Genomic DNA, 21,571 nt, shown 5'->3' on the forward strand with positions numbered 1-21,571 from the left:
GGAAGACTGTTGCTTGCATTCATCGCGGGGCGACGGGTGCGAACGCAAGACTCTCCGCACCGACCGTCGAGGACGGGGCGACATACGCACCAAGGGACTACTTTACCGGATGCCGGGCGGTGTCGCAAAACGTCCTGCGGGGTGTGTCCGGTCGTAGGCTGACAGCATGACCGTGCTCGTCGATGATCCGCTCTGGCCCGCGCACGGGCGCCTGTGGGCGCATCTCGTGAGCGATGAGAGCCTGGACGAGCTGCACGCCTTCGCGAGGTCTCTGAGCGTGCCGGAGCGCGCTTTCGACCTCGACCACTACGACGTGCCGGAGGACATGATCCCCCGACTCATCGCCGCCGGCGCTCAGCACGTCGGCGGCAAGGAGCTGGTGCGCAGGCTGATCGCCTCAGGACTGCGCGTCCCCGCCCGCGACCGGAGCTGACGACTCGGAGTTCACCGACACGGGCGTGCCCGTGAGAGCCGCCGTGGTCACCCGACGACGGCCACGGCCCTGACCGGGCGCCTTCGGCTCGGGAAGGGCGTCCAGCACCGAGTCGAGCAGCTGCTCGGCGGGCGACTTCGGCGCCTTCCGATCGGACCCGCGCTTCTTGCGGGCCTTCTTCGGACGCTCCTGCGCCACGGTCGGCTCGACGGCGGGCGCGGCGGCATCCGTCGCTCCCTCCGCGTTCGGGGCGAGCGTCGACGCGGCGATCTGCGCGAGGGCCGACTTCGCACCCTCGGGGATGCTGTGCGTCACGTTCGGGGCCGGCGGCGCGCTCTGGGCCGGCGCCGAGTTGCCGCGCTGGCGACGGTTCTGCTGTCCGTTCCCGTTCGACGGCGCTCGGTGCTTCACGACGGGGTCGTGGTGCACGATGACACCGCGGCCGGCGCAGACCTCGCACGCCTCGCTGAAGGTCTCCAGGAGGCCGAGTCCGAGCTTCTTGCGGGTCATCTGCACGAGGCCGAGCGAGGTGACCTCGGCGACCTGGTGCTTCGTGCGGTCCCGGCTGAGGCACTCGATGAGACGGCGCAGCACGAGGTCGCGGTTCGACTCCAGCACCATGTCGATGAAGTCGACGACGATGATGCCGCCGATGTCGCGCAGTCGCAGCTGGCGGACGATCTCCTCTGCCGCCTCCAGGTTGTTCTTGGTGACGGTCTCCTCGAGGTTTCCCCCGGAGCCGACGAACTTTCCGGTGTTGACGTCGACGACCGTCATGGCCTCGGTGCGGTCGATCACGAGGGAGCCGCCGGAGGGCAGCCAGACCTTGCGGTCGAGGGCCTTCTCGATCTGCTCCGTGATGCGGAACGCGTCGAACGGGTCGGTCTCGTCCTCGTACGACTCCACACGCTCGAGCAGGTCGGGAGCGACGCTCTCCAGGTAGGCGCGGATGGTGCGCTGCGACTCGTCGCCCTGGATCAGCATCTTCGTGAAGTCCTCGTTGAAGACGTCGCGGACGATCTTGACGAGCAGATCCGGCTCGGCGTGCAGCAGTGCGGGAGCCTGCTGGTTCTCCACCTGCTTCTGGATGTGCTCCCACTGGGTCGTGAGGCGCTGCACGTCGCGCGTCAGCTGCTCCTCCGTGGCGCCCTCGGCCGCCGTGCGCACGATCACTCCGGAGGACTCGGGGAGCACCTCCTTGAGGATGCGCTTGAGTCGCGCGCGCTCGTTGTCGGGCAGCTTGCGGCTGATGCCGTTCATCGATCCGCCGGGCACGTACACGAGGTACCGGCCGGGGAGCGAGATCTGGCTGGTGAGGCGGGCGCCCTTGTGGCCGACCGGGTCCTTCGTGACCTGGACGAGCACGCGGTCGCCGGGCTTGAGCGCGAGCTCGATGCGGCGGGGCTGGTTGCCGGTCTCGACGCCGTCCCAGTCGACCTCGCCGGAGTACAGCACGGCGTTGCGGCCGCGGCCGATGTCGACGAAGGCGGCCTCCATGCTCGGGAGCACGTTCTGCACGCGTCCGAGGTAGACGTTGCCGATCAGCGATGCGTCCTGGTTGCGGGCGACGTAGTGCTCGACGAGCACGCCGTCTTCGAGGACGCCGATCTGGGTGCGGCCGTTCTTGGAGCGGACGACCATCTTGCGGTCGACGGACTCGCGGCGAGCGAGGAACTCGGCCTCGGTCACGACGGGACGGCGGCGACCGGCATCGCGACCGTCGCGACGGCGCTGCTTCTTCGCCTCCAGGCGGGTCGACCCCTTGATCGCCTTCGGCTCGGTGATGTACTCGACGACGCGCTGGCGCGGCTGACGGGGCTCGGAGCGCTCGTCGTCGCCCTCGGAGCCACCACGGCGGCGACGGCGTCCTCGTGCGGATGCCGACTCCTCAGGCTCGCGCTGCGGGTCGCGCTCGGCGATGCGGTCGAAGACGCGACCGGGGCGTGCCGGGAGCGGGACGAACTCGGGAGCGTAGAAGTGCAGCTGCGTGGACACCTGCGAGACGAACACCTCGGGCAGCAGGCCGAGCGACACGGCGGTCACCGGCGCGGGCGCAGCGGGCTCCTCCACCGCGACAGGCTCTTCGACCTTCGGCTCCGCGGCGGGAGCAGCCGGCTCCTCGACGGGTGCGGACTCCACGGCGGCGGGCTGGGCGTCTGCCGCGTCGGCGGCAGCGGATGCCGGAGCACCGGGCTCGTCCGTCGCAGCGGGCGTCTCGTCTCGGTCGGCTCCACCGTCCTCGCTCGACGAGCGGGGGGCGTCAGCGACCGGGGCGTCAGCCTCGGAGGCGTCATCCTCGGGAGCGTCAGCCGCCTCAGGAGCGTCACCCTCTGGGGCCTCGGCAGTGTCGGGCTCCGGAGTGCCGGCGATCGGGGCATCCCCCTCGGGGGCGTCTGCCTCGGCCGCACCGGCGGGGGCGTCGACCTCGGGGGCGTCGACCGCCTCGGAGGATTGAGCGTCCTCCGCAGCGTCGACGACTACCTCTGCGGGTGCGTCAGCATCCGCAGAGAAGTCGAGGGTAGGGGCGTCGTAGTCATTGGTCTCATCGGCCATCTCTGGCGAACTCCTCGCGCGCGGCACCCGGTGCCTCGCGAAATCTCATGCGGCACCCGCAGGTGCCGCGAACTCACTCGGTGTGTGACCGGCTCACGGCTCTGATCACGTGGGGCATACGGCCCCGAAGTCTGCGTCGATGCGTGCCACGGCGTGTGCCGAGCGGTGCATCACAGGCCATTATCGCACCATGTGGGCGTGTTCGCGGCATCCGCTCCCTCGCGCGCCGCTGGCGCGTTCTCGTCGGGCGCATAGCAATCGCTGTGATAATCCACATATGAGCGAGCAGCGCACCCGCCCCATCGGCTACGGAATCTGGTTGATCGTCGCGAGCGTGGTCGGCTGGTTCGCCGCATTCCAGCTCACGATCGAGAAGTTCGTCGTGCTGCAGAACCCTGAGGCCGCGCTGAGCTGCGACATCAGCCCGCTCATCCAGTGCGGCAAGAACCTGGAGTCGTGGCAGGGATCGGTCTTCGGCTTCCCGAACCCGATCCTCGGGCTCACCGGCTGGATGGCACCCCTGGTCATCGGTGTGGCCGTCCTCGCCGGGGCGCGCTTCCCCCGGTGGTTCTGGGCGATCTTCGGTGCCGGCATCACCTTCGCCTTCGGGTTCGTCTGCTGGCTGATCTCGCAGAGCATCTACGAGCTCGTCGTCCTCTGCCCGTGGTGCATGGTGACGTGGGCCGTGACCATCCCCACCTTCTTCGCGACGATGCTGCATCTCACCCGCAACGGCACCTTCACTCGGAACGAGAAGGTCCAGGAGCGCGCGGGGAGCCTCATGGCCTGGGTCCCGCTGTCCGCGATCGTGGCCTACGCGATCATCATCGCCATGGCTCAGCTCAAGGGCATCGACTTCATCGGCGAGATGATCCGCATCATCTTCTGAGCCCCGTACGGAAACGAGGAGCCCTCCCGCATCGCGAAGATGCGGGAGGGCTTTCTCGTTGCGGAGGGCGGGCTCAGTCGAACCAGATGCCGAGCTCGCGGGCGGCGGACTCGGGGCTGTCCGAACCGTGCACGAGGTTCTGCTGCACCTTAAGACCCCAGTCGCGGCCGAAGTCGCCGCGGATCGTCCCGGGGGCCGCCGTCGTCGGGTCGGTGGTGCCCGCGAGGGAACGGAAGCCCTCGATCACGCGGTTGCCCGCGAGACGGATCGCCACCGACGGACCGGAGAGCATGAACTCGAGCAGCGGCTCGTAGAACGGCTTGCCCTCGTGCTCCGCGTAGTGCGCGGCGAGGAGGTCGCGGTCGGGGTCGACGAGACGGATGTCGACGAGGGCGTAGCCCTTCGCCTCGATGCGCGCCAGGATCGCTCCGGTGAGGCCGCGGGCGACGCCGTCCGGCTTGACGAGGACGAGGGTTTCTTCGGTGGCCATGTCATTCGCTCTCTGTGTCTGAGGTCTGCGTGGTCTGAGTCGAGTTCTGCGGGTCGGCGGGACGTCGTGCATCCACGCGCGCCCCCACGATCGTCGCATACGCCCACATGCCGCCGAAAATCACGACGACGAGCAGGATGGCGGGCACGAGGACAGCGGAGAGCGCGATGACCGCCTGGATCACCCAGCCCGCGGTGATCGCCCACGGACGGGTGATCATGCCGGCCACGGCGATGCAGGCGAGAGCGACGATGCCGCCGCCGACGATCCCCCACCACGGCTCGACGCCGTCGGGGAGCGCCTTCAACCCGAACACCGTGAGTCCGGCGAGGAAGACGACGATCGACTCGAAGCCGAGCACCACCGGCGCCAGCTTCTGCACGAGGGTGCGCGGCGGTCGAGGAGAGCGCGCGGGAGCGGATGCTGCGCTCACGCGCGCCACCCCGACTTCCAGTCCTCCTCTTCGGCGAGGGCGATCGCCTCACCCGCGAGCACCACGGAGCCCGCGATCACGACGGCGCGCCGATCCGACGAGGCCGCCCACTCGCGAGCCGCGTCGGCGGCCTCGGCGAGGGTCGGATGCACGGTGGCACGGTGCCCCGTCTGCTCGACGAGGTCCGCGATCGCGTCGGCGTCGCTGGCGCGGTCGGACTCGGGAGCGGTCGCGAACACGTGCGCGGCGACCGGGGCGAGCTTCGCCACGATCCCTGCGGCGTCCTTGTCGGCGAGGACGCCGAGCACGACACCCCACTCGTCGAAGTCGAAGCTGTCGTCCAGCGCCTGTGCGAGGGCGGCGGCGCCGTGCGGGTTGTGCGCGGCGTCGACGATCACGGTCGGAGCGATGCCGAGCAGCTGCAGGCGGCCGGGAGAGGTCGCGGACTGCAGACCGTCGGTGACCACGTCTGACGCGATCGGCTTGGAGCCGCCCCCGATGAGCGACTCCACGGCCGCGACGGCCAGGGCGGCGTTGTGGCCCTGGTGCGCCCCGTAGAGGGGCAGGTACTCCTCGGCGTACTCCCCCGCGAGCCCGCGGATCGTCAGCAGCTGCCCGCCGACGGCGAGCTTCTGCTCGGTGAGTCCGAACTCCTCGCCCTCGAACGCGATGTCCGCGTTCTTCTCGGCGGCGACCCGACGGAGGACCTCGGCCGCCTCGGCGGGCTGCTGCGCGGAGACCACCGCTGCACCCTCCTTGATGATCCCCGCTTTCACCTGGGCGATCGCGGCGATCGTGTCTCCCAGGCGGTCGGCGTGGTCGATGTCGATCGGGGCGAACACCGCGACGTCGCCGTCGGCGGTGTTCGTCGAGTCCCACTCGCCCCCCATGCCGACCTCCAGCACGAGCACGTCGACCGGAGCATCCGCCACGGCCACGAAGGCGAGCACGGTGAGCAGCTCGAAGAACGTCAGCGGCGCATCGCCCGCGGCCTCCAGCTCGGCGTCGACGATCCCGACGAAGGGCTCGATCTCGTCCCAGGCGTCGGCGACGGCCTCGTCGGAGATCGGTTCGCCGTCGATCATGATGCGTTCGGTGAAGCGCTCCAGATGCGGGCTCGTGAACAGTCCGGTGCGCAGGTCGTGCGCCCGCAGCAGGCTCTCGATCATCCGCGCGGTCGACGTCTTGCCGTTCGTGCCCGTGATGTGCACGACCCGGTACGTCTTCTGCGGGTCGTCGAGGAAGGCGAGGATGCGGGCGACGCGCTCCTTGCGCGGCTGCACCCAGCGCTCGCCCGCCCGGCTCAGCAGAGCCTCGTAGACGGCATCCGCCCGCTCGCGTGCGCTCATGCTGCGCCTCCGATCCGGCTGACGGCGACCGTGAAGTCGCCCGTGTTGGCGTAGGTGCCCGTCGAGATGACGGCCTCGAACTCCGCGGCGGGCAGTTCGGCGCCGCCGCGGTGGACGCCGTGCTGGAGAGCGAGGGTCTCCCCCGCGACATCGGCGATCTCGAACGCGCCGGCCACGGCATCCGCGTCCGCATCGCTGTCGAATCGGAGGTCGAGACGGATCCGGTCGCTGACGTCGAAGCCCGCGTTCTTGCGGGTCTCCTGCACGGCACGGATGACGTCGCGCGCCAGGCCCTCGGCTTCGAGCTCGGGAGTGGTCCGGGTGTCGAGCAGCACGAAGCCGCCGGTCGGCACGATCGCGAGCGCCTCGCCCTCGGGGCGCCCCGTCGTCTCCAGCACGAGCTCGTACTCGGCGGGCTCGAGGGCGATGCCGCCCGCGGTCACCACCCCGTCGGTCTCCGACCAGTCGCCGCTGCGGGCGGCCTGGATCGCCTTCTGCACGTCCTTGCCCAGGCGAGGGCCGGCGGCGCGCGCGTTGACGCTGAGGCGGTGGTCGATGCCGTACTCGGACGCGGTGGTCTCGGTCTGCTGCACCAGTTCGACGGACTTGACGTTCAGCTCCTCGCGGAGGATGTCCTCGAACTGGCCGAGCGTCGCGGCGAGCGGCGAGACGACCGTGAGCCGCGCGAGCGGCAGACGGACGCGCAGCTTCTCCTTCTTGCGCAGCGCGTTGCCGACGCTGGACAGCTCACGCACGGCGTCCATCGCATCACGGATCTCATCGGCCGCGGGGAACGCGGAGGCATCGGGCCAGTCCTGCAGGTGCACGCTGCGCCCGCCGGTGAGGCCCTGCCACACGCGCTCGCTCACCAGCGGCACGAGGGGCGCCGCCACGCGGCACAGCGTCTCGAGCACCGTGTAGAGGGTGTCGAACGCCTCGGTGCTCGAGCCCTCCCAGAACCGGTCGCGCGAGCGGCGGATGTACCAGTTGGTCAGCACCTCCGCGAAGTCGCGCAGGCGAGCGGACGCCGTGGTGGAGTCGAGTCCCTCGAGGTCGACGCGGACGTCGCGCACGAGGTCGCCGAGGCGCGCCAGGATGTAGCGGTCGAGCACATCGGTCGAGTCGGTGCGCCACGACGCCTCGTAGCCGCCCTCGGTCGCCGCGTTGGCGTAGGTCGCGAAGAAGTACCAGGAGTTCCACAGCGGCAGCAGGAACTCGCGCACGCCGGCGCGGATGCCCTCCTCGGTGACGGCGAGGTTGCCGCCGCGGAGCACGGAGCTCGACATGAGGAACCAGCGCATCGCGTCGGAGCCGTCGCGGTCGAGGACCTCCGACACGTCCGGGTAGTTGCGCAGCGACTTCGACATCTTGTACCCGTCGCTGCCCAGCACAATGCCGTGGCAGCTGACCCCCGTGAACGCGGGGCGGTCGAAGAGCGCGGTCGACAGCACGTGCATCACGTAGAACCAGCCGCGCGTCTGCCCGATGTACTCGACGATGAAGTCGGCGGGGGCGTGCGAATCGAACCACTCCTGGTTCTCGAACGGGTAGTGCACCTGCGCGTACGGCATCGAGCCCGAGTCGAACCACACGTCGAAGACGTCCTCGATGCGGCGCATCGTGCTCGTACCGGTGGGGTCGTCGGGGTTCGGACGCGTGAGGTCGTCGATGTACGGACGGTGCAGGTCGATCTCGCCCTCGGGGTTGCGCGGCAGCGCGCCGAAGTCGCGCTCCAACTCCTCCAGCGAACCGTAGGCGTCGACGCGGGGGTACTCCGGGTCGTCGCTCTTCCAGATCGGGATGGGCGAGCCCCAGTAGCGGTTGCGGCTGATCGACCAGTCGCGGGCACCTTCGAGCCACTTCCCGAACTGACCGTGCTTGACGTTCTCGGGCACCCAGGTGATCTGCTCGTTGTTCGCGAGCATCCGGTCCTTGAGGTCGGTGACGCGGATGAACCAGCTCGAGACGGCCTTGTAGATCAGGGGGTTCCGGCAGCGCCAGCAGTGCGGGTAGGAGTGCACGTAGCTCTGCTCGCGGACCAGGCGCTGCTCGGCGCGGAGCAGACGGATCAGCGGCGTGTTCGCGTCCATCCACAGCTCGCCGGCGACGTCGGTGACGTTCGGGAGGAAGCGCCCTCCGTCGTCGAGCGACAGGATGGTCGGGATGCCGGCGGCCTCGGCCACCCGCTGGTCGTCCTCACCGTACGCGGGCGCCTGGTGCACGACGCCCGTGCCGTCGGTGGTCGTGACGTAGTCGTCGACGAGGATCTGCCACGCGTTCTGCGTGCCGTAGGTCTCGGTGTCGGCGTAGTACGAGAACAGGGGCTCGTAGCGGAGGCCGCCGAGCAGCGCACCCGTGACGGTTCCGCTCGCGGCGTCCAGAGCGGCCGCGGCATCCTCGTAGCCGAGGTCCTTCGCGTAGCCGCCGAGCAGGTCGCGGGCGAGCAGGTAGCGCGCACCGTCGACGCCCTCGGAGGCGCCGTTCGGCCCCGCGGGCACGACGACGTACTCGATGTCGGGCCCCACGGCGAGCGCGAGGTTGGTCGGGAGCGTCCACGGGGTGGTCGTCCAGGCCAGCACCCGCACCCCGGCGAGGCCGAGCCGCTCAGCCTCCGCGCCGATCAGAGGGAACGACACGGTGACGGACGGGTCCTGACGATCCTTGTAGACGTCGTCGTCCATACGCAGCTCGTGGGCGCTGAGGGGCGTCTCGTCGCGCCAGCAGTACGGCAGCACGCGGTAGCCCTCGTAGGCGAGACCCTTGTCGTACAGGGTCTTGAACGCCCAGAGCACGCTCTCCATGTAGCCGAGGTCGAGCGTCTTGTAGCCGCGGTCGAAGTCGACCCATCGCGCCTGACGCGTGACGTAGTCCTGCCACTCGCGCGTGTACGTGAGCACCGAGTCCTTCGCCTTCGCGTTGAAGACGTCGATCCCCATGTCCTCGATCTCGCTCTTCTCGGTGATGCCGAGCTGCTTCATCGCCTCGAGCTCTGCCGGCAGACCGTGCGTGTCCCAGCCGAAGACGCGGTCGACCTTCTTGCCGAGCATCGTCTGGAAGCGCGGGAACACGTCCTTCGCGTACCCGGTGAGCAGGTGGCCGTAGTGCGGCAGGCCGTTCGCGAACGGAGGGCCGTCGTAGAAGACCCATTCGTCGGCGCCCTCGCGCTGCTCGATCGAGGCGCGGAACGTCTGGTCGGACTCCCAGAAGTCGAGCACTTCGCGCTCGATGGCGGGGAAGCGGGGGCTCGGTGCGACGGAGGCAGCCTGATCGGCGGCGGGGCCGAAGGAGGAACGCGGGTAGGTCATGTCGTCTCGCAGTGATCGTCGTGGCGGATGCTGCCGCAAGGACGATCCTCACGGACCGCGGTACCACCTCGCTTACCGCGCCTCACGGCGGGGCCACTCTCACTGCGGCTGTGACGGGCCTGCCCCGCTCGGTTCTACTAGCCCCGGCAGGCTCAGCCTGTCGATGCGTTCTTCCGAGAGCTCCCCGGTGATGGCCGGATCGATGCTCGTGCCCCCATTGTACGCGGCACAGCAGCAGACGAGGACCGTCGTGCTCCGCAGCTCACTGAGCGTCGGAGGCACCCCCTACCCTCGAACCATGGCACGTTCGTCCGATTCCCCCGCCGCTCCTCGCGTCTCTCCCCCCGACCTGCCCCGTGAGTACGTCGACGCCGCCCCCGCACGCAGCGCCGACCTCGTGGCAGCGCGGCTCGACCTCGACGGACCGGCCGATCTCGCGTACGCGTCGCTCGAGCAGTGCGTCGTCGTCGCCGACGCGGATGCCGTCGATCTCACCGGAGCCACGCTCCTCGACGTCGAGATGACCGGAGTCCGCATCGCCTCCCTCCGCATGCGGGGTGCGAGCGTCCGTCGACTGCGGATCGCCGGGGGACGAATCGGCACCCTGGATCTCAGCGACGCCAGGATCGACGAGCTCGAGCTCCGCGACCTCCGCGTGGACTACCTGAACCTCGGCGGCGCCAAGGCTGTCGACGTCGACGTCGTCGACTGCAGCATCCGCACGGTCGATCTCCCCCAGTCCGAGCTCACCAGGGTGCGCTTCCGCGGCACGTCCAGCGACGAGGTCGACCCACGGGGGATGCGGGCCGTCGACGTCGATCTCCGCGGCCTCGACGCGCTGAGCTACCTCGACGCGAACAGCCTGCGCGGCACGACGCTCTCCGGCCTCCAGGTGCAGCAGCTCGCACCCGTCCTCGCCGCGAGCATCGGCATTCAGGTCAAGGACTGACCGCTCGCCGCCAGCAGCTCCCTCGTGAACGGGTCCTGCGGGGCCGCGAAGACCTCAGGCACCCGCCCCTGCTCCACGATCCGCCCGTCCTGCATCACCAGCACCGTGTCGCAGACCGCCCCGACGACGTCGAGATCGTGCGAGACGAAGATCATGGTCAGCCCGCGCGTCCGCTGCAGCCGCACCAGCAGCTGCAGCACACGCTCCCGGACCGAGGGGTCGAGGGCGGAGACCGGCTCGTCGAGCACCAGCACGTCCGGCTCGGCGGCGAGCGCGCGGGCGATCGCCGCCCGCTGCCGCTGACCGCCGGACAGCGCCTTGGGACGCCGGTCCGCGAGCCCCGGATCGAGGTCGACCTCCGCCATCAGCGCCGCCGTCTTCGCCGCGCGCTGCGCACGGGGCACCCCGCCAGCGGCGAGCGCCTCCCGCAGCGATCGTCCGATCGTCCAGCGGGGATCGAAGGCGCCGAGCGGATTCTGATGCACGAGCTGCACCCGATGGGCCCCCTGCCAGCGCAGCTCTCCGGCATCCGGAGTCTCCACGCCGACGATCATGCGAGCGAGCGTCGTCTTGCCCGATCCCGACTCCCCCACCACGCCGAGTGTGCGCCCCTCGGGCACGGCGAAGTCCGCATCGACCACCGCCGGCACGCCGCCGAAGCTCTTCGCGACCCCGCTGCCCACGAGCACAGGGGTCGGGTCTCCCTCTTCCGTGTCTCTCGGCGTGTGACGGGTCGCGGCGATCAGCTCGCGCGTGTAGTCGTGCCGAGGGTTCTCCAGCACGTCCGCCGTGTTCCCCTCCTCGACGACGATGCCCCCGCGCATGACCAGCACCCGGTCCGCCAGTCTGCGGACCGCGGCGAAGTCGTGGCTGATGAACAGCACAGCGGTGCCGGCATCGGCGATCTCCCTCAGCAGTGCGAGGATGCGCGCCTGGACGGTGGCGTCCAGCGCCGTGGTGGGCTCGTCCGCCACGAGCACAGCCGGTCCGGCCGCGAGGGCGGAGGCGATCAGCGCCCTCTGGCGGAGCCCCCCGGAGAGCTCATGCGGGTACTGGCGCGCGCGGCGCTCCGGATCGGGCATCCACACTCGGCGCAGCTGCTCCTGCACGCGCTCGGGTGCCGCGTCGAGCCCGTGGATGCGCAACGGCTCGGCGACCTCGCTGCCGATCCTCTGCAGCGGGTCGAGCGACACCAGCGCATCCTGGGACACCAGCGCGATGCGGGCGCCCCTGAGCCGTCGCCATGCGCGCTCGCCGAGGCCCGCGGCATCCTCGCCGTCGATCAGCAGCCGATCGACGTGCACGCTCCCCGCGCTCAGCCCGAGCAGCGCCCGCGCCGTGAGGGATTTGCCCGCACCGGACTCCCCGACGATCGCGACGCACTCCCCCGGTGCCACCGAGAACGACACGCCGTCGACAACCGCCGGCCCGCCGAAGCCGATGCGCAGCCCCTGCACCTCCAGCGCGGCCGTCATGACCTCACCCCGTCGGCGCGCGCTCGGAGCATGCGACCGACGACGGTCGCAGCGACGACGGTCAGGGTGATGGCCGCCCCGGGGAACACCGAGATCCACCAGGCCTGTCCGAGCACGTTGCGTCCTCCCGAGAGCATGAGACCCCACTCCGGGGTCGGCTCGGCAGGGCCGAGCCCGAGGAAGCTGAGCCCTGCGGCGGCGAGGATGCTGGATCCGATGCCGATCGTGGCGAGGACGCTCAGCGAACCGAGCACCCCCGGCGCCACGTGCCGCAGGAACGCCGAGAAGCGAGGGACGCCGAGGATGCGCGCCGCCTCGACGTGCTCGGCGAGGCGCAGCGTACGGGTCTGCACCCGAGCCAGTCGGACGTAGACGGGAACAGCGGCGAGCGTCACCGCGATCGCGATGTTCACGGGTCCCGGCCCGAGCACGGCGATCACGACGAGGGCGACGAGGAACTCCGGGAAGGCCATCAGCACGTCGTTCACCCGCATGAGCGCGATATCGAGACCGCGGGGCGATACGCCGGCGAGAGAGCCGATCGCGAGGCCGACGACCAGGGCGATGCCGGTGGCGAGCAGTCCGATGCCCACGGACCGCCCGGCTCCGTGCACGACCCGCGAGTACACGTCCCGCCCGCTCTGGTCGGTGCCGAAGAGGTGCTCGGCGCTCGGGGGCAGCAGCGCGGAGCGCACGTCGGTCTGGAGCGGATCGTGCGTCGCGAGGACGTCGGGCAGCAGCGCCGCGAACGCGATGACGGCCAGGATGGCGACGGCCGTCCACAGCAGAACGCGCCTCATCGGACACCCGCCGATCGGGAGCGCAGACGCGGGTCGATGAGCGGATGGATCAGCTCGACCACCACGTTCACGATCACGAACACCACGGCGCTGAGCAGGATGATCCCCGTGATGACGGGGAGATCGCGATCGCTGATCGCCGCGAGGGTGACACGGCCGAGGCCCGGGCGGGCGAACACCGTCTCCACGAGCACCGCCCCGCCCAGCACGGAGCCGGTGAGGTAGGCGGCCAGGGTGATCGCACCGGCGGCGCCGTGATGCAGCCCGTGCCGTGCGGTGAACCGGAGCGGACTCGCTCCCCGCGCGCGCACCGTCTCGGCGAACGGCATCCGCTCCGCCTGCACGAGCCCGTCGCGCAGCACCTGGCTGAGCAGGGCGGCCACGGGCAGGGCGAGGGTGATGGCGGGCAGCACGATCGTGGCGGGATTGCGGGTGCCGGAGACCGGGAACCATCCCAGTCCGAACGCGAACACGCTCAGCAGCACGAGGCCGATCCAGAACACCGGCGAGGACAGCACGACGAGCTCGATTCCGGCCGCGACGGCGCGCGCGGCCCGCCCGCGTACCAGGAACGACACGGCGAGCGCGAGCACGATCGCGATCAGCAGCGCGAGTGCCGCCAACTGCACCGTCGCCCCGAGCTGTCTGCCGATGACCTCGGTCACCGGCAGACGCAGCTGATACGACTCGCCCAGATCACCGCGGGCCAGCCTCCCGATGAAGCTCGCGTACTGCTCCAGCGGCGGTCGATCCAGCCCGAGTTCTGCGCGGATCGAGTCCTTGACGGCCTCGCTCACCTGGGCCTGCGGGCCGAGCATGACCGAGACGGGATCTCCGGGGATCACCCGGAAGGCGAGGAAGGCCAGCGTGGCGGCACCCCAGAGCACGGCGGCGGCCGATGCGACGATCCCGGCGATGCGGAGCAGCACGGCCTTCACCCGTCTCGTCACCTCGACTCGCTCCGTTCGCTCGGGACGGCGCTCGTCTCGTTCCCTCGGCGGCCGAGGGGCGTCAGCCGACGCTCACATCGTAGAACAGCGGCCGCCCGTACAGGTCGTAGTCGAGGCCCTCGACCCGCTCGCCCACCGCGGTGATCGCCGAGGGGCTGTAGAGCGGGACGATGGCGACATGCTGGGCGTTCCACTGCTGCACCTGAGTGTAGAGCTCGTCGCGCTTCTTCTGGTCGCTCGTCGCGACCGCCTCTTCGAGGAGCGCGTCGAGAGCGGGGTCGGAGACCTGCGAGGCGTTCTGGAAGCCGTCCGTGTGCAGGTGGTTGCGCAGGAAGTCCGGGTCGACTCCGGAGAAGTCCCAGTCCGTGAGGTCGAAGGTCTTCGGACCGTACTGCTCGTTGTACTTGCCCGGTTCGAGCGTCTCCCGGACGACCTCGAAGCCGATCTTCTTGAGGTCGGACTGGATGGCGTTCGCGAGCGCTGTTCGGTCATCGGGGATCGGAGTCCAGGCGATCCAGCGCACGGAGAGGCGCGTGCCGTCCTTCATGCGGATGCCGTCGGCGTCGCGCTCCGTCCAGCCGGCCTCGTCGAGGAGTGCGTTCGCCGCATCCTCGTCGTAGGGCCAGGTGCCCTCGAGCGATGCGTCGTACCCGGGCGTCGTCGAGCCGAGGATGCTCCACGCCCGCGGGAACTGGCCGAAGAAGATCTCCTCGACGGCGGAGTCGATGTCGATGCCCCGCGAGAACGCCTGGCGCACCTTCTCGTCGGCGAACACGCCGTACTTCTCGTTCAGGTACAGCGAGTACGGCAGACCAGGGTACTCGACCGAGTCCACGGTGACGCCATCGCCCAGTTCCTTCACCAGGTTCGGCGGCATGTTGCTGGCGATGTCGGACTCGCCGCTCTTCACGACTCCGGCGCGGACCGACGCCTCGGGCTGGATCTCGACGCGCAGGGTCTCGACCTTCGGCGCCGTGGCGTCGTGCGGTCCCCAGGCGTAGTCGTCGTTGCGGGTGTAGACGATCTCCTGATCGGGCGTGTACTCGGTGAGCTCGAACGGCCCGGTTCCGACGGTGATCCCCGGACCGCCCGCCTTGAGCTTGTCGGCGGACTCCTTCAGCACCTTCGGCGAGTAGAACCCGAGCTGAGGAGTGCTCGCCGCCTGGAGGAAGGGGGCGTAGGGCTGGGTGAAGGACACCTTCACGGTGTGGTCGTCGACGACCTCGGTGCCCTTGTAGTAATCGGCGCCGAGCATGCTCGCGGCCTGCGCGGACTTCGTCGCCGGGTCGACGATGCGGTCGAAGTTGGCCTTGACGGCCGCGGCGTCGAACTTCTCTCCATCGGTGAAGGTGACGTCGTCTCGCAGCGTGAAGGTGTATTCCGTGCTGTCGGGCGAGACCTCCCACTTCGTCGCGAGCCACGGGGTGAAGCTGCCGTCGCCCTCCTGGAACACCAGCGAGTCGAGCACGGCGCGCTGCACCATGCCGGAGACGTCGAGCTGGCTCACCTGCGGGTCCATGTGCCCCGCCGAGAGGTTGGCTCCCTCGATGGACCAGACGATCTCGTCGGAGGCGTCGCCGCTGCCGGCGGAGGTGCAGGCGCTGAGAACCAGGGCGGAGGCAGCCGCGAGTGCCACGGCGGGCAGGAGGCGACGCAGGGAGCGTGCGGGCATGGCGATTCCTCAGGAAGAACGGATCGGGATGCTTCGATTCTACGGTGGATTCTTGGACGGGGTCGATGTACGACCCCCTTGTTATGCGGTCGGTACACTGGAGGCACAATCCACACTCAGGCACGCTCACACAGTGCCGCATACATCGCTCGAGGAGACCTCTCATGTCCGCTATTCCCGACAAGCCCGCACTCGAAGGTCTCGAAGCGAAGTGGAACGACGCATGGGCGGAGCGGGGCACCTACCTGTTCGACCGCATCCGCGCCGCGCAGACCGGCCGTGACGGCGTCTACTCGATCGACACCCCGCCGCCGACGGCATCCGGCTCCCTGCACATCGGGCACGTGTTCTCCTACACGCACACCGACATCAAGGCGCGGTTCGAGCGCATGCGCGGCAAGACCGTGTTCTACCCCATGGGCTGGGACGACAACGGCCTCCCCACCGAGCGTCGGGTGCAGAACTACTACGGGGTGCGCTGCGACCCCTCGCTCCCCTACGACCCCGACTTCACCCCGCCGTTCGAGGGCGGAGACAACAAGTCCTCGCGCGCTGCCGACCAGCTGCCGATCAGCCGCCGCAACTTCATCGAGCTGTGCGAGCGGCTGACGGTCGAGGACGAGAAGCACTTCGAGGCGCTGTTCCGCCAGCTCGGCCTCAGCGTCGACTGGACCCAGACCTACCGGACGATCTCCGACGACACGATCCGGCAGAGCCAGCTCGCCTTCCTGCGCAACATCGATCGCGGCGAGGCCTACCAGGCTCTCGCGCCGACGCTCTGGGACATCGACTTCCGCTCGGCGATCGCGCAGGCCGAGCTCGAGGACCGCGACCAGCAGGCCGCGTACCACACCATCGACTTCCCGTTCTCCGACGGCTCCGGCTCGATCACCATCGAGACCACCCGTCCCGAGCTCCTCCCCGCGTGCATCGCGATCGTGACGCACCCGGAGGGACCGCACAAGCACCTGATCGGCACGAAGGTGACCACGCCGTTCTTCGGCGCCGAGATCGAGATCCACGGCCACCACCTCGCGCTCGCCGACAAGGGCACCGGCGCGGCCATGGTCTGCACCTTCGGCGACGTGACGGACATCGTGTGGTGGCGCGAGCTGCGCACCGTGTCGGGCGATCACCTGCCCAACATGACGACCATCGGCCTCGACGGCCGGTTCCTCCCCGACGCCCCCTCCTCGGTGGCGGATGCGGCGGCGCAGCAGTGGTATGCCGAGGAGCTCGCGGGCAAGACCGTGTTCTCCGCGCGCAAGGCCATCGTGGAGAAGCTGCAGGAGACCGGCGCGATGACCGCGGTCGGCAAGCCCTTCAACCACGCGGTGAAGTTCTTCGAGAAGGGCGACCGCCCCCTCGAGATCGTGTCGACCCGGCAGTGGTACATCCGCAACGGCGCCCGCGACGCCGAGCTGCGCGATGCGCTCATCGGCCACGGCGCCGAGCTCGCCTGGCACCCGGACTTCATGCGCGTGCGCTACGAGAACTGGGTCGGCGGTCTCACCGGCGACTGGCTCGTGTCCCGCCAGCGCTTCTTCGGCGTGCCGATCCCGCTGTGGTACGCGCTCGACGAGAACGGCGACCGCGACTACGACCGCGTGCTCACGCCCGACCACTCCGCTCTTCCGATCGACCCGACCACCGACGTGCCGGCGGGGTACACCGCAGAGCAGCGCGGCGTGCCCGGTGGTTTCGACGCCGAGGCCGACATCCTCGACACCTGGGCGACGTCCTCGCTCACCCCGCAGCTCGCCGGCGGCTGGCAGCGCGATGAGGAGCTCTGGGAGCTCACCGCGCCGTTCGACCTGCGCCCGCAGGGCCAGGACATCATCCGCACCTGGCTGTTCTCGACCATGCTGCGCTCGACCCTCGAAGACGGCCGCTCGCCGTGGCGCAACGCCGCGATCAGCGGCTTCATCGTCGACCCCGACCGCAAGAAGATGTCGAAGTCCAAGGGCAACGTGGTGACGCCCGCCGACATCCTCGACACGCACGGATCGGATGCCGTGCGCTACTGGTCCGCGTCGAGCCGACTGGGCATGGATGCCGCCTTCGACCCGCAGAACCCGACGCAGGTGAAGATCGGCCGCCGCCTCGCCATCAAGGTGCTGAACGCGGCGAAGTTCGTGCTCTCCTTCCCCGTGCCGGAGGGCGCGCAGGTCACGCACGCACTGGACGCATCCATGCTGACGGCGCTCGACGGCGTCATCGCCGAGGCGACGAGGGCCTACGAGAACTACGATCAGGCCAAGGCCCTCGAAGTCACCGAGGCCTTCTTCTGGACCTTCTGCGACGACTACCTCGAGCTCGTCAAGGAGCGCGCGTACAACCAGAACGACGTGGGTCAGGCGTCCGCGGCCCTCGCGCTGCGCCTTGCTCTGTCGACGCTGCTGCGACTGCTCGCGCCGATCCTCTCCTTCGCGACCGAAGAGGTGTGGTCCTGGTTCGAGGAGGGCTCCGTGCACACGGCGTCCTGGCCCGAGCCGCTGGGCATCGAGGGAGACGCCGCGGTGCTGTCGGTGGCCAGCGAGGCCCTGATCAGCATCCGTCGTGCGAAGACCGAGGCGAAGGCGTCGCAGAAGACCCCCGTCGCGAGCGCCATGATCACCGCGCCCGCCGAGAAGTACGAGGCGCTTCAGGCCGCCGCCGCCGACCTGTCGGCCGTGGGGCGCATCGCGGAGCTCGGGCTCGCCGTCGGCGACGAGTTCGCGGTCACCGCGATCGAGCTCGCTCCCGTCGAGGCCGTGTGATGCAGCTCGGCACGCGGTGGGCCACGGGTTCGGAGCCGCCGGCGTCGGTGCCCGCCGCGCTGCGCCCCGCCATCGCCGAGGTCGAATCACGCGATGTAAGCGGCCACTGGACCCTCACGTGGCTCGAGGGCCGCGCGATCGCCGAGCTCGACGCCGGCTGGGAAGTGCTGCAGACCGCGTCCGGCGACGTCGTGGCGCGTCCTTTCGAGGACTGACACCCGCTCGCCACCGCTCGGTCGTCGAGCGAGGAGCGCAGCGACGAGACGAAACGCTTCACCTGATGTCTGACATCGGGTGAAGCGTTTCGTGTCTCTCGGCGACGCGGCTCCGTCACCTCCGAGGAAGACCGACCTGGGCGAGGAGGTGCTCGACGGCGCGGGGATCCTGTCTCCGGGCCTGCTGCTCGCGGAGCAGGTCGAGCGCGATCTCCCGACGCTCGGCCCTGGCGGCGATGCGGCGTTCGACGTAGGCCGTGAGGTGCTCCGCCAGATGCAGGAGGCGGCGCTCGGCCTGCGTCGGCGCGGTGAGGTGGAGAGCGGCGCTGGTCATGATTCCTCCGTACTGGTGGTCGTGGGCAGGTCGAAGAGCTCAGCGCGCAGGGTCACGCGCCGGACGTCGGGGCCGGACTGGCCGCGGTAGCGGTCGACGACCTGATCGACGACGGCGCTGAGCTCGGCCTTGACCTCCTCCATCTGCGCCGCCGTCAGGTCGAGGTACGTCGTCATGATGATCCCGACGTCGCGCCATTCCTCCGGGATTGCGGACTCGTTGCGGTTCAGGTACGCCATCAGCGCCTCGTGACGCAGGCGGAAGAACTCGGCCGTGACGATCTGCGCGGAGGCGCGGTTCGACGGCGTCATCGAGTCGTCGGGACCCGGCAGATCGATGCGCCCCTTGGGCCTCTCCCACCAGCGCTCACGCGCCGTGCCACGCCCCTCGACCTCTTGGATCAGGTCGTGCGCGGCCAGCGCCCGCAGGTGATAGCTCATCGAACCGGACGTCTCGCCGACGAGAGCCGCGAGGGAGCTCGCCGTCTGCGGCCCCCTCTCGCTGAGCAGGTCGAAGATCCGCACGCGCAGCGGATGAGCGAGCGCCTTCAGCGCACCGGGGTCGAGGCTGCGGGACTTCGGGGGGTTCGTCATGTATGCAAAGATACTATTGCAAAGACTTCTTTGCAAGCTTTTCTTTGCAAGTTCGTCGAGGTCAGCTCACGGCGGCCCGCGCCGCCACGAATGCGGCCACGCAGCGCTCGATCTGCTGCGGCGTGTGCGCAGCGGAGAGCTGCACGCGGATCCGCGCAAGACCCCGCGGGACGACCGGGAAGCTGAACGCCGTGACGTAGACGCCCCTGGCCTGCATCTCCTTCGCGATGCGGGCGGTCAGCGCGGCATCCCCGAACATCACCGGCACGATGGGGTGCTCCCCCGGCAGCAGCTCGAAGCCCTCCGCGCTCATCCGCTCGCGGAACAGCGCGGCGTTCTCCCGAAGCCGAGCACGGAGATCGGCCGACCCCTCGACGAGGTCGAGCGCCGTGAGGGTTCCCGCGACGATCGCCGGCGCGAGGGTGTTCGAGAAGAGGTAGGGGCGCGAGCGCTGACGCAGCAGGGCGACGATGTCGGCGTGCGAGGCGACGTAGCCCCCTGACGCGCCGCCCAGCGCCTTGCCGAACGTGCCGGTGTAGATGTCCACTCTGTCCGCGACGCCGCACAGCTCAGGGGTGCCGCGTCCGTTCTCGCCCACGAAGCCGACGGCATGGGAGTCGTCGACGAAGACGAGGGCGTCGTAGCGCTCCGCGAGGTCGCAGATCTCCGCCAGCGGAGCGATGTAGCCGTCCATCGAGAAGACGCCGTCCGTGACGACGACGCGGAAGCGCGCGTCGGCGGCCGCCTTCAGCTGCTCTTCGAGGTCGGCCATGTCGCGGTTGCGGTAGCGCAGGCGGCGGGCCTTCGAGAGACGGATGCCGTCGATGATCGATGCGTGGTTGAGCTCGTCCGAGATGATCGCATCCTCGGCGCCGAACAGCGTCTCGAACACTCCCCCGTTCGCATCGAAGCACGAGGAGTAGAGGATGGCGTCGTCGGCGCCGAGGAATCCGGCGAGACGACGTTCGAGTTCGAGGTGCTGCTCCTGCGTGCCGCAGATGAAGCGCACGCTCGCCAGTCCGTACCCCCACTCGTCCAGAGCGCCCTTGGCGGCGTCGAGGATGCGGGCGTCGTCGGCGAGGCCCAGGTAGTTGTTCGCGCAGAAGTTCAGCACCTCTGCACCGTCGGCGACGATCTCGGCGCTCTGCGGTCCGCGGATGCCGCGCTCGTGCTTGGTGAGCCCCGCCTCCTCGATCCCGCTGAGCTCTGCCGTCACATGGTTCTGGAATGTCCCGTACATCGCAAACTCCTTCGCTCTACAGCTGCGTCCAGTCGAGGATGATCTTCCCCGTTCCCGCCGACTCCGCGGCGGCGAAACCCTTCTCCCAGTCGCGCGCGGGGAGCACCTCCGCGATCACGCGGCCGATCGACTCGCGCAGGGTCGCGCTGCTCTGCAGCATCGCACCCATCGCGTTCCACGTCTCGAACATCTCGCGACCGTAGATGCCCTTGATCGTGAGCATGTGGGTGACGAGCTTGCCCCAGTCGATGTCGAAGCCGGCGCTCGGCAGACCGAGCATCGCGATGCGGCCGCCGTGGTTCATGTTGTCGATCATCGCGGGCAGCGCAGTGGCCGCGCCGCTCATCTCGAAGCCGACGTCGAACCCCTCCCGCATCGCGAGCGCCCGCTGCGCGTCGCGGATGTCGCTCCTCGACACGTCGACCACCTCGTCGGCGCCCATCTGCCGCGCCATCGCGAGGCGAGGAGCGCTGACGTCCGTGGCGACGATGAAGCGTGCGCCCGCATGGCGTGCCACGGCGATCGCCATCAGCCCGATCGGGCCGCATCCCGTGACGAGGACGTCCTCTCCGATGAGGGGGAAGGTGAGGGCGGTGTGCACCGCGTTGCCGAGCGGATCGAAGATCGCCCCGAGCTCCGGCGTCACGTCGGAGTGGTGCACCCAGACGTTCGTCGCCGGTAGGGAGAGATACTCGGCGAAGGCGCCGTCGCGCTGGAGTCCGAGGCCGATCGTCCGGATGCACATCTGCCGACGGCCGGCGCGGCAGTTGCGGCAGGTTCCGCACACGATGTGCCCCTCGCCGGAGACGCGGTCGCCGACGGCGATGTCGCGCACGAGCGGACCGACCTCCACGACCTCGCCATAGAACTCGTGGCCGGGGATCAGCGGCGCGTCGATCGCGGACGCGGCCCAGTCGTCCCAGCGGCGGATGTGCAGGTCGGTTCCGCAGATGCCGGTGCGGAGCACGCGGATGACGACCTCGTCCGCCGCGGCCACCGGATCGGGGCGCTCCACCAGTTCGAGTCCTGCTGCGCGTTCTGCCTTGAACAAAGCCTTCATGCTTCGATCACACCGCACACGACGTTGTAGAGCAATCGCCTCTTTCTGCAACATCTATGTAGCTAATACTAA

General features: G+C 69.6%; 18 protein-coding genes. 5 read left to right on the forward strand and 13 right to left on the reverse strand.

Annotated features, from left to right (window positions below):
* The first annotated feature begins 166 nt into the window (after nt 1-166).
* Nucleotides 167-433: a DUF4031 domain-containing protein gene (locus ACFY5A_RS16305; protein WP_105674477.1), complete on the forward strand. Its 267-nt coding sequence runs from the start codon at nt 167-169 to the stop codon at nt 431-433.
* Here ACFY5A_RS16305 and ACFY5A_RS16310 read toward each other — a convergent pair.
* The gene (locus tag ACFY5A_RS16310) at nt 398-2,986 is read right to left on the reverse strand and encodes an Rne/Rng family ribonuclease (protein ID WP_387235601.1); all 2,589 of its coding nucleotides are present in this window, start codon (nt 2,984-2,986) and stop codon (nt 398-400) included. The genes ACFY5A_RS16305 and ACFY5A_RS16310 overlap by 36 nt on opposite strands.
* Before the next feature lie 277 nt (nt 2,987-3,263).
* On the opposite strand from ACFY5A_RS16310, the gene ACFY5A_RS16315 reads away from it, so the two are divergent.
* Nucleotides 3,264-3,875 (forward strand): vitamin K epoxide reductase family protein, encoded by a 612-nt coding sequence (locus ACFY5A_RS16315; RefSeq protein WP_387235604.1) that lies wholly within the window; start codon nt 3,264-3,266, stop codon nt 3,873-3,875.
* 73 nt (nt 3,876-3,948) lie between these two features.
* Here ACFY5A_RS16315 and ndk read toward each other — a convergent pair whose 3' ends face one another.
* Genes ndk through ileS form a run of 4 tightly spaced genes read right to left on the reverse strand, consistent with a single transcriptional unit; the run spans nt 3,949 to nt 9,452 of the window.
* Nucleotides 3,949-4,365, reverse strand: coding sequence for a nucleoside-diphosphate kinase (gene ndk, locus ACFY5A_RS16320; protein WP_102192635.1), 417 nt, complete (start codon nt 4,363-4,365; stop codon nt 3,949-3,951).
* A 1-nt stretch (nt 4,366) separates the two neighbouring features.
* The gene (locus tag ACFY5A_RS16325; RefSeq protein WP_386951958.1) at nt 4,367-4,798 is read right to left on the reverse strand and encodes a DUF4233 domain-containing protein; all 432 of its coding nucleotides are present in this window, start codon (nt 4,796-4,798) and stop codon (nt 4,367-4,369) included.
* Entirely contained in the window at nt 4,795-6,147 is a 1,353-nt protein-coding gene (locus ACFY5A_RS16330) for a folylpolyglutamate synthase/dihydrofolate synthase family protein (RefSeq protein ID WP_341941935.1), read from the reverse strand. Before ACFY5A_RS16330 ends, ACFY5A_RS16325 begins: the two co-directional genes overlap by 4 nt.
* Nucleotides 6,144-9,452 (reverse strand): isoleucine--tRNA ligase, encoded by a 3,309-nt coding sequence (ileS, locus tag ACFY5A_RS16335; protein ID WP_387235608.1) that lies wholly within the window; start codon nt 9,450-9,452, stop codon nt 6,144-6,146. The genes ACFY5A_RS16330 and ileS overlap by 4 nt, the downstream gene beginning before the upstream one ends.
* Before the next feature lie 298 nt (nt 9,453-9,750).
* Here ileS and ACFY5A_RS16340 point away from each other — a divergent pair, with 298 nt between their 5' ends.
* The gene (locus tag ACFY5A_RS16340) at nt 9,751-10,401 is read left to right on the forward strand and encodes a pentapeptide repeat-containing protein (protein ID WP_387235611.1); all 651 of its coding nucleotides are present in this window, start codon (nt 9,751-9,753) and stop codon (nt 10,399-10,401) included.
* Here the strand turns inward: ACFY5A_RS16340 and ACFY5A_RS16345 are convergent.
* The 4 genes from ACFY5A_RS16345 to ACFY5A_RS16360 all read right to left on the reverse strand — a co-directional run bounded on the left by ACFY5A_RS16345 (nt 10,386) and on the right by ACFY5A_RS16360 (nt 15,298).
* On the reverse strand, nt 10,386-11,876 hold the full coding sequence (locus ACFY5A_RS16345; protein WP_387235614.1) for an ATP-binding cassette domain-containing protein: 1,491 nt from the start codon (nt 11,874-11,876) through the stop codon (nt 10,386-10,388). The genes ACFY5A_RS16340 and ACFY5A_RS16345 overlap by 16 nt on opposite strands.
* Complete coding sequence (locus ACFY5A_RS16350) at nt 11,873-12,676, reverse strand: ABC transporter permease (RefSeq protein ID WP_341941932.1); 804 nt, start codon at nt 12,674-12,676, stop codon at nt 11,873-11,875. The genes ACFY5A_RS16345 and ACFY5A_RS16350 overlap by 4 nt, the downstream gene beginning before the upstream one ends.
* Nucleotides 12,673-13,626, reverse strand: a complete 954-nt coding sequence (locus ACFY5A_RS16355) for an ABC transporter permease (protein ID WP_387235617.1) — start codon at nt 13,624-13,626, stop codon at nt 12,673-12,675. Before ACFY5A_RS16355 ends, ACFY5A_RS16350 begins: the two co-directional genes overlap by 4 nt.
* A gap of 61 nt (nt 13,627-13,687) precedes the next feature.
* Complete coding sequence (locus ACFY5A_RS16360) at nt 13,688-15,298, reverse strand: ABC transporter substrate-binding protein (RefSeq protein ID WP_387235620.1); 1,611 nt, start codon at nt 15,296-15,298, stop codon at nt 13,688-13,690.
* A gap of 164 nt (nt 15,299-15,462) precedes the next feature.
* On the opposite strand from ACFY5A_RS16360, the gene valS reads away from it, so the two are divergent.
* Nucleotides 15,463-18,057: a valine--tRNA ligase gene (gene valS / locus ACFY5A_RS16365; RefSeq protein WP_387235623.1), complete on the forward strand. Its 2,595-nt coding sequence runs from the start codon at nt 15,463-15,465 to the stop codon at nt 18,055-18,057.
* Nucleotides 18,057-18,272 (forward strand): hypothetical protein, encoded by a 216-nt coding sequence (locus ACFY5A_RS16370; RefSeq protein ID WP_341941928.1) that lies wholly within the window; start codon nt 18,057-18,059, stop codon nt 18,270-18,272. The genes valS and ACFY5A_RS16370 overlap by 1 nt, the downstream gene beginning before the upstream one ends.
* Before the next feature lie 115 nt (nt 18,273-18,387).
* Here the strand turns inward: ACFY5A_RS16370 and ACFY5A_RS16375 are convergent, their stop codons facing one another.
* The 4 genes from ACFY5A_RS16375 to tdh all read right to left on the reverse strand — a co-directional run bounded on the left by ACFY5A_RS16375 (nt 18,388) and on the right by tdh (nt 21,499).
* Nucleotides 18,388-18,606 carry a hypothetical protein gene (locus tag ACFY5A_RS16375; RefSeq protein WP_105674455.1) on the reverse strand — a complete coding sequence of 73 codons (219 nt, stop codon included), beginning with the start codon at nt 18,604-18,606 and terminating at the stop codon, nt 18,388-18,390.
* The gene (locus ACFY5A_RS16380; RefSeq protein WP_341941927.1) at nt 18,603-19,199 is read right to left on the reverse strand and encodes a helix-turn-helix domain-containing protein; all 597 of its coding nucleotides are present in this window, start codon (nt 19,197-19,199) and stop codon (nt 18,603-18,605) included. Before ACFY5A_RS16380 ends, ACFY5A_RS16375 begins: the two co-directional genes overlap by 4 nt.
* Nucleotides 19,200-19,260: 61 nt before the next feature.
* Nucleotides 19,261-20,439, reverse strand: a complete 1,179-nt coding sequence (locus tag ACFY5A_RS16385; protein ID WP_387235626.1) for a glycine C-acetyltransferase — start codon at nt 20,437-20,439, stop codon at nt 19,261-19,263.
* A gap of 16 nt (nt 20,440-20,455) precedes the next feature.
* Nucleotides 20,456-21,499: an L-threonine 3-dehydrogenase gene (gene tdh, locus ACFY5A_RS16390; protein WP_341941925.1), complete on the reverse strand. Its 1,044-nt coding sequence runs from the start codon at nt 21,497-21,499 to the stop codon at nt 20,456-20,458.
* Nucleotides 21,500-21,571: the final 72 nt, after the last annotated feature.

It is taken from the genome of Microbacterium sp. NPDC012755, assembly GCF_042901325.1.
GTDB lineage: Bacteria > Actinomycetota > Actinomycetes > Actinomycetales > Microbacteriaceae > Microbacterium > Microbacterium natoriense.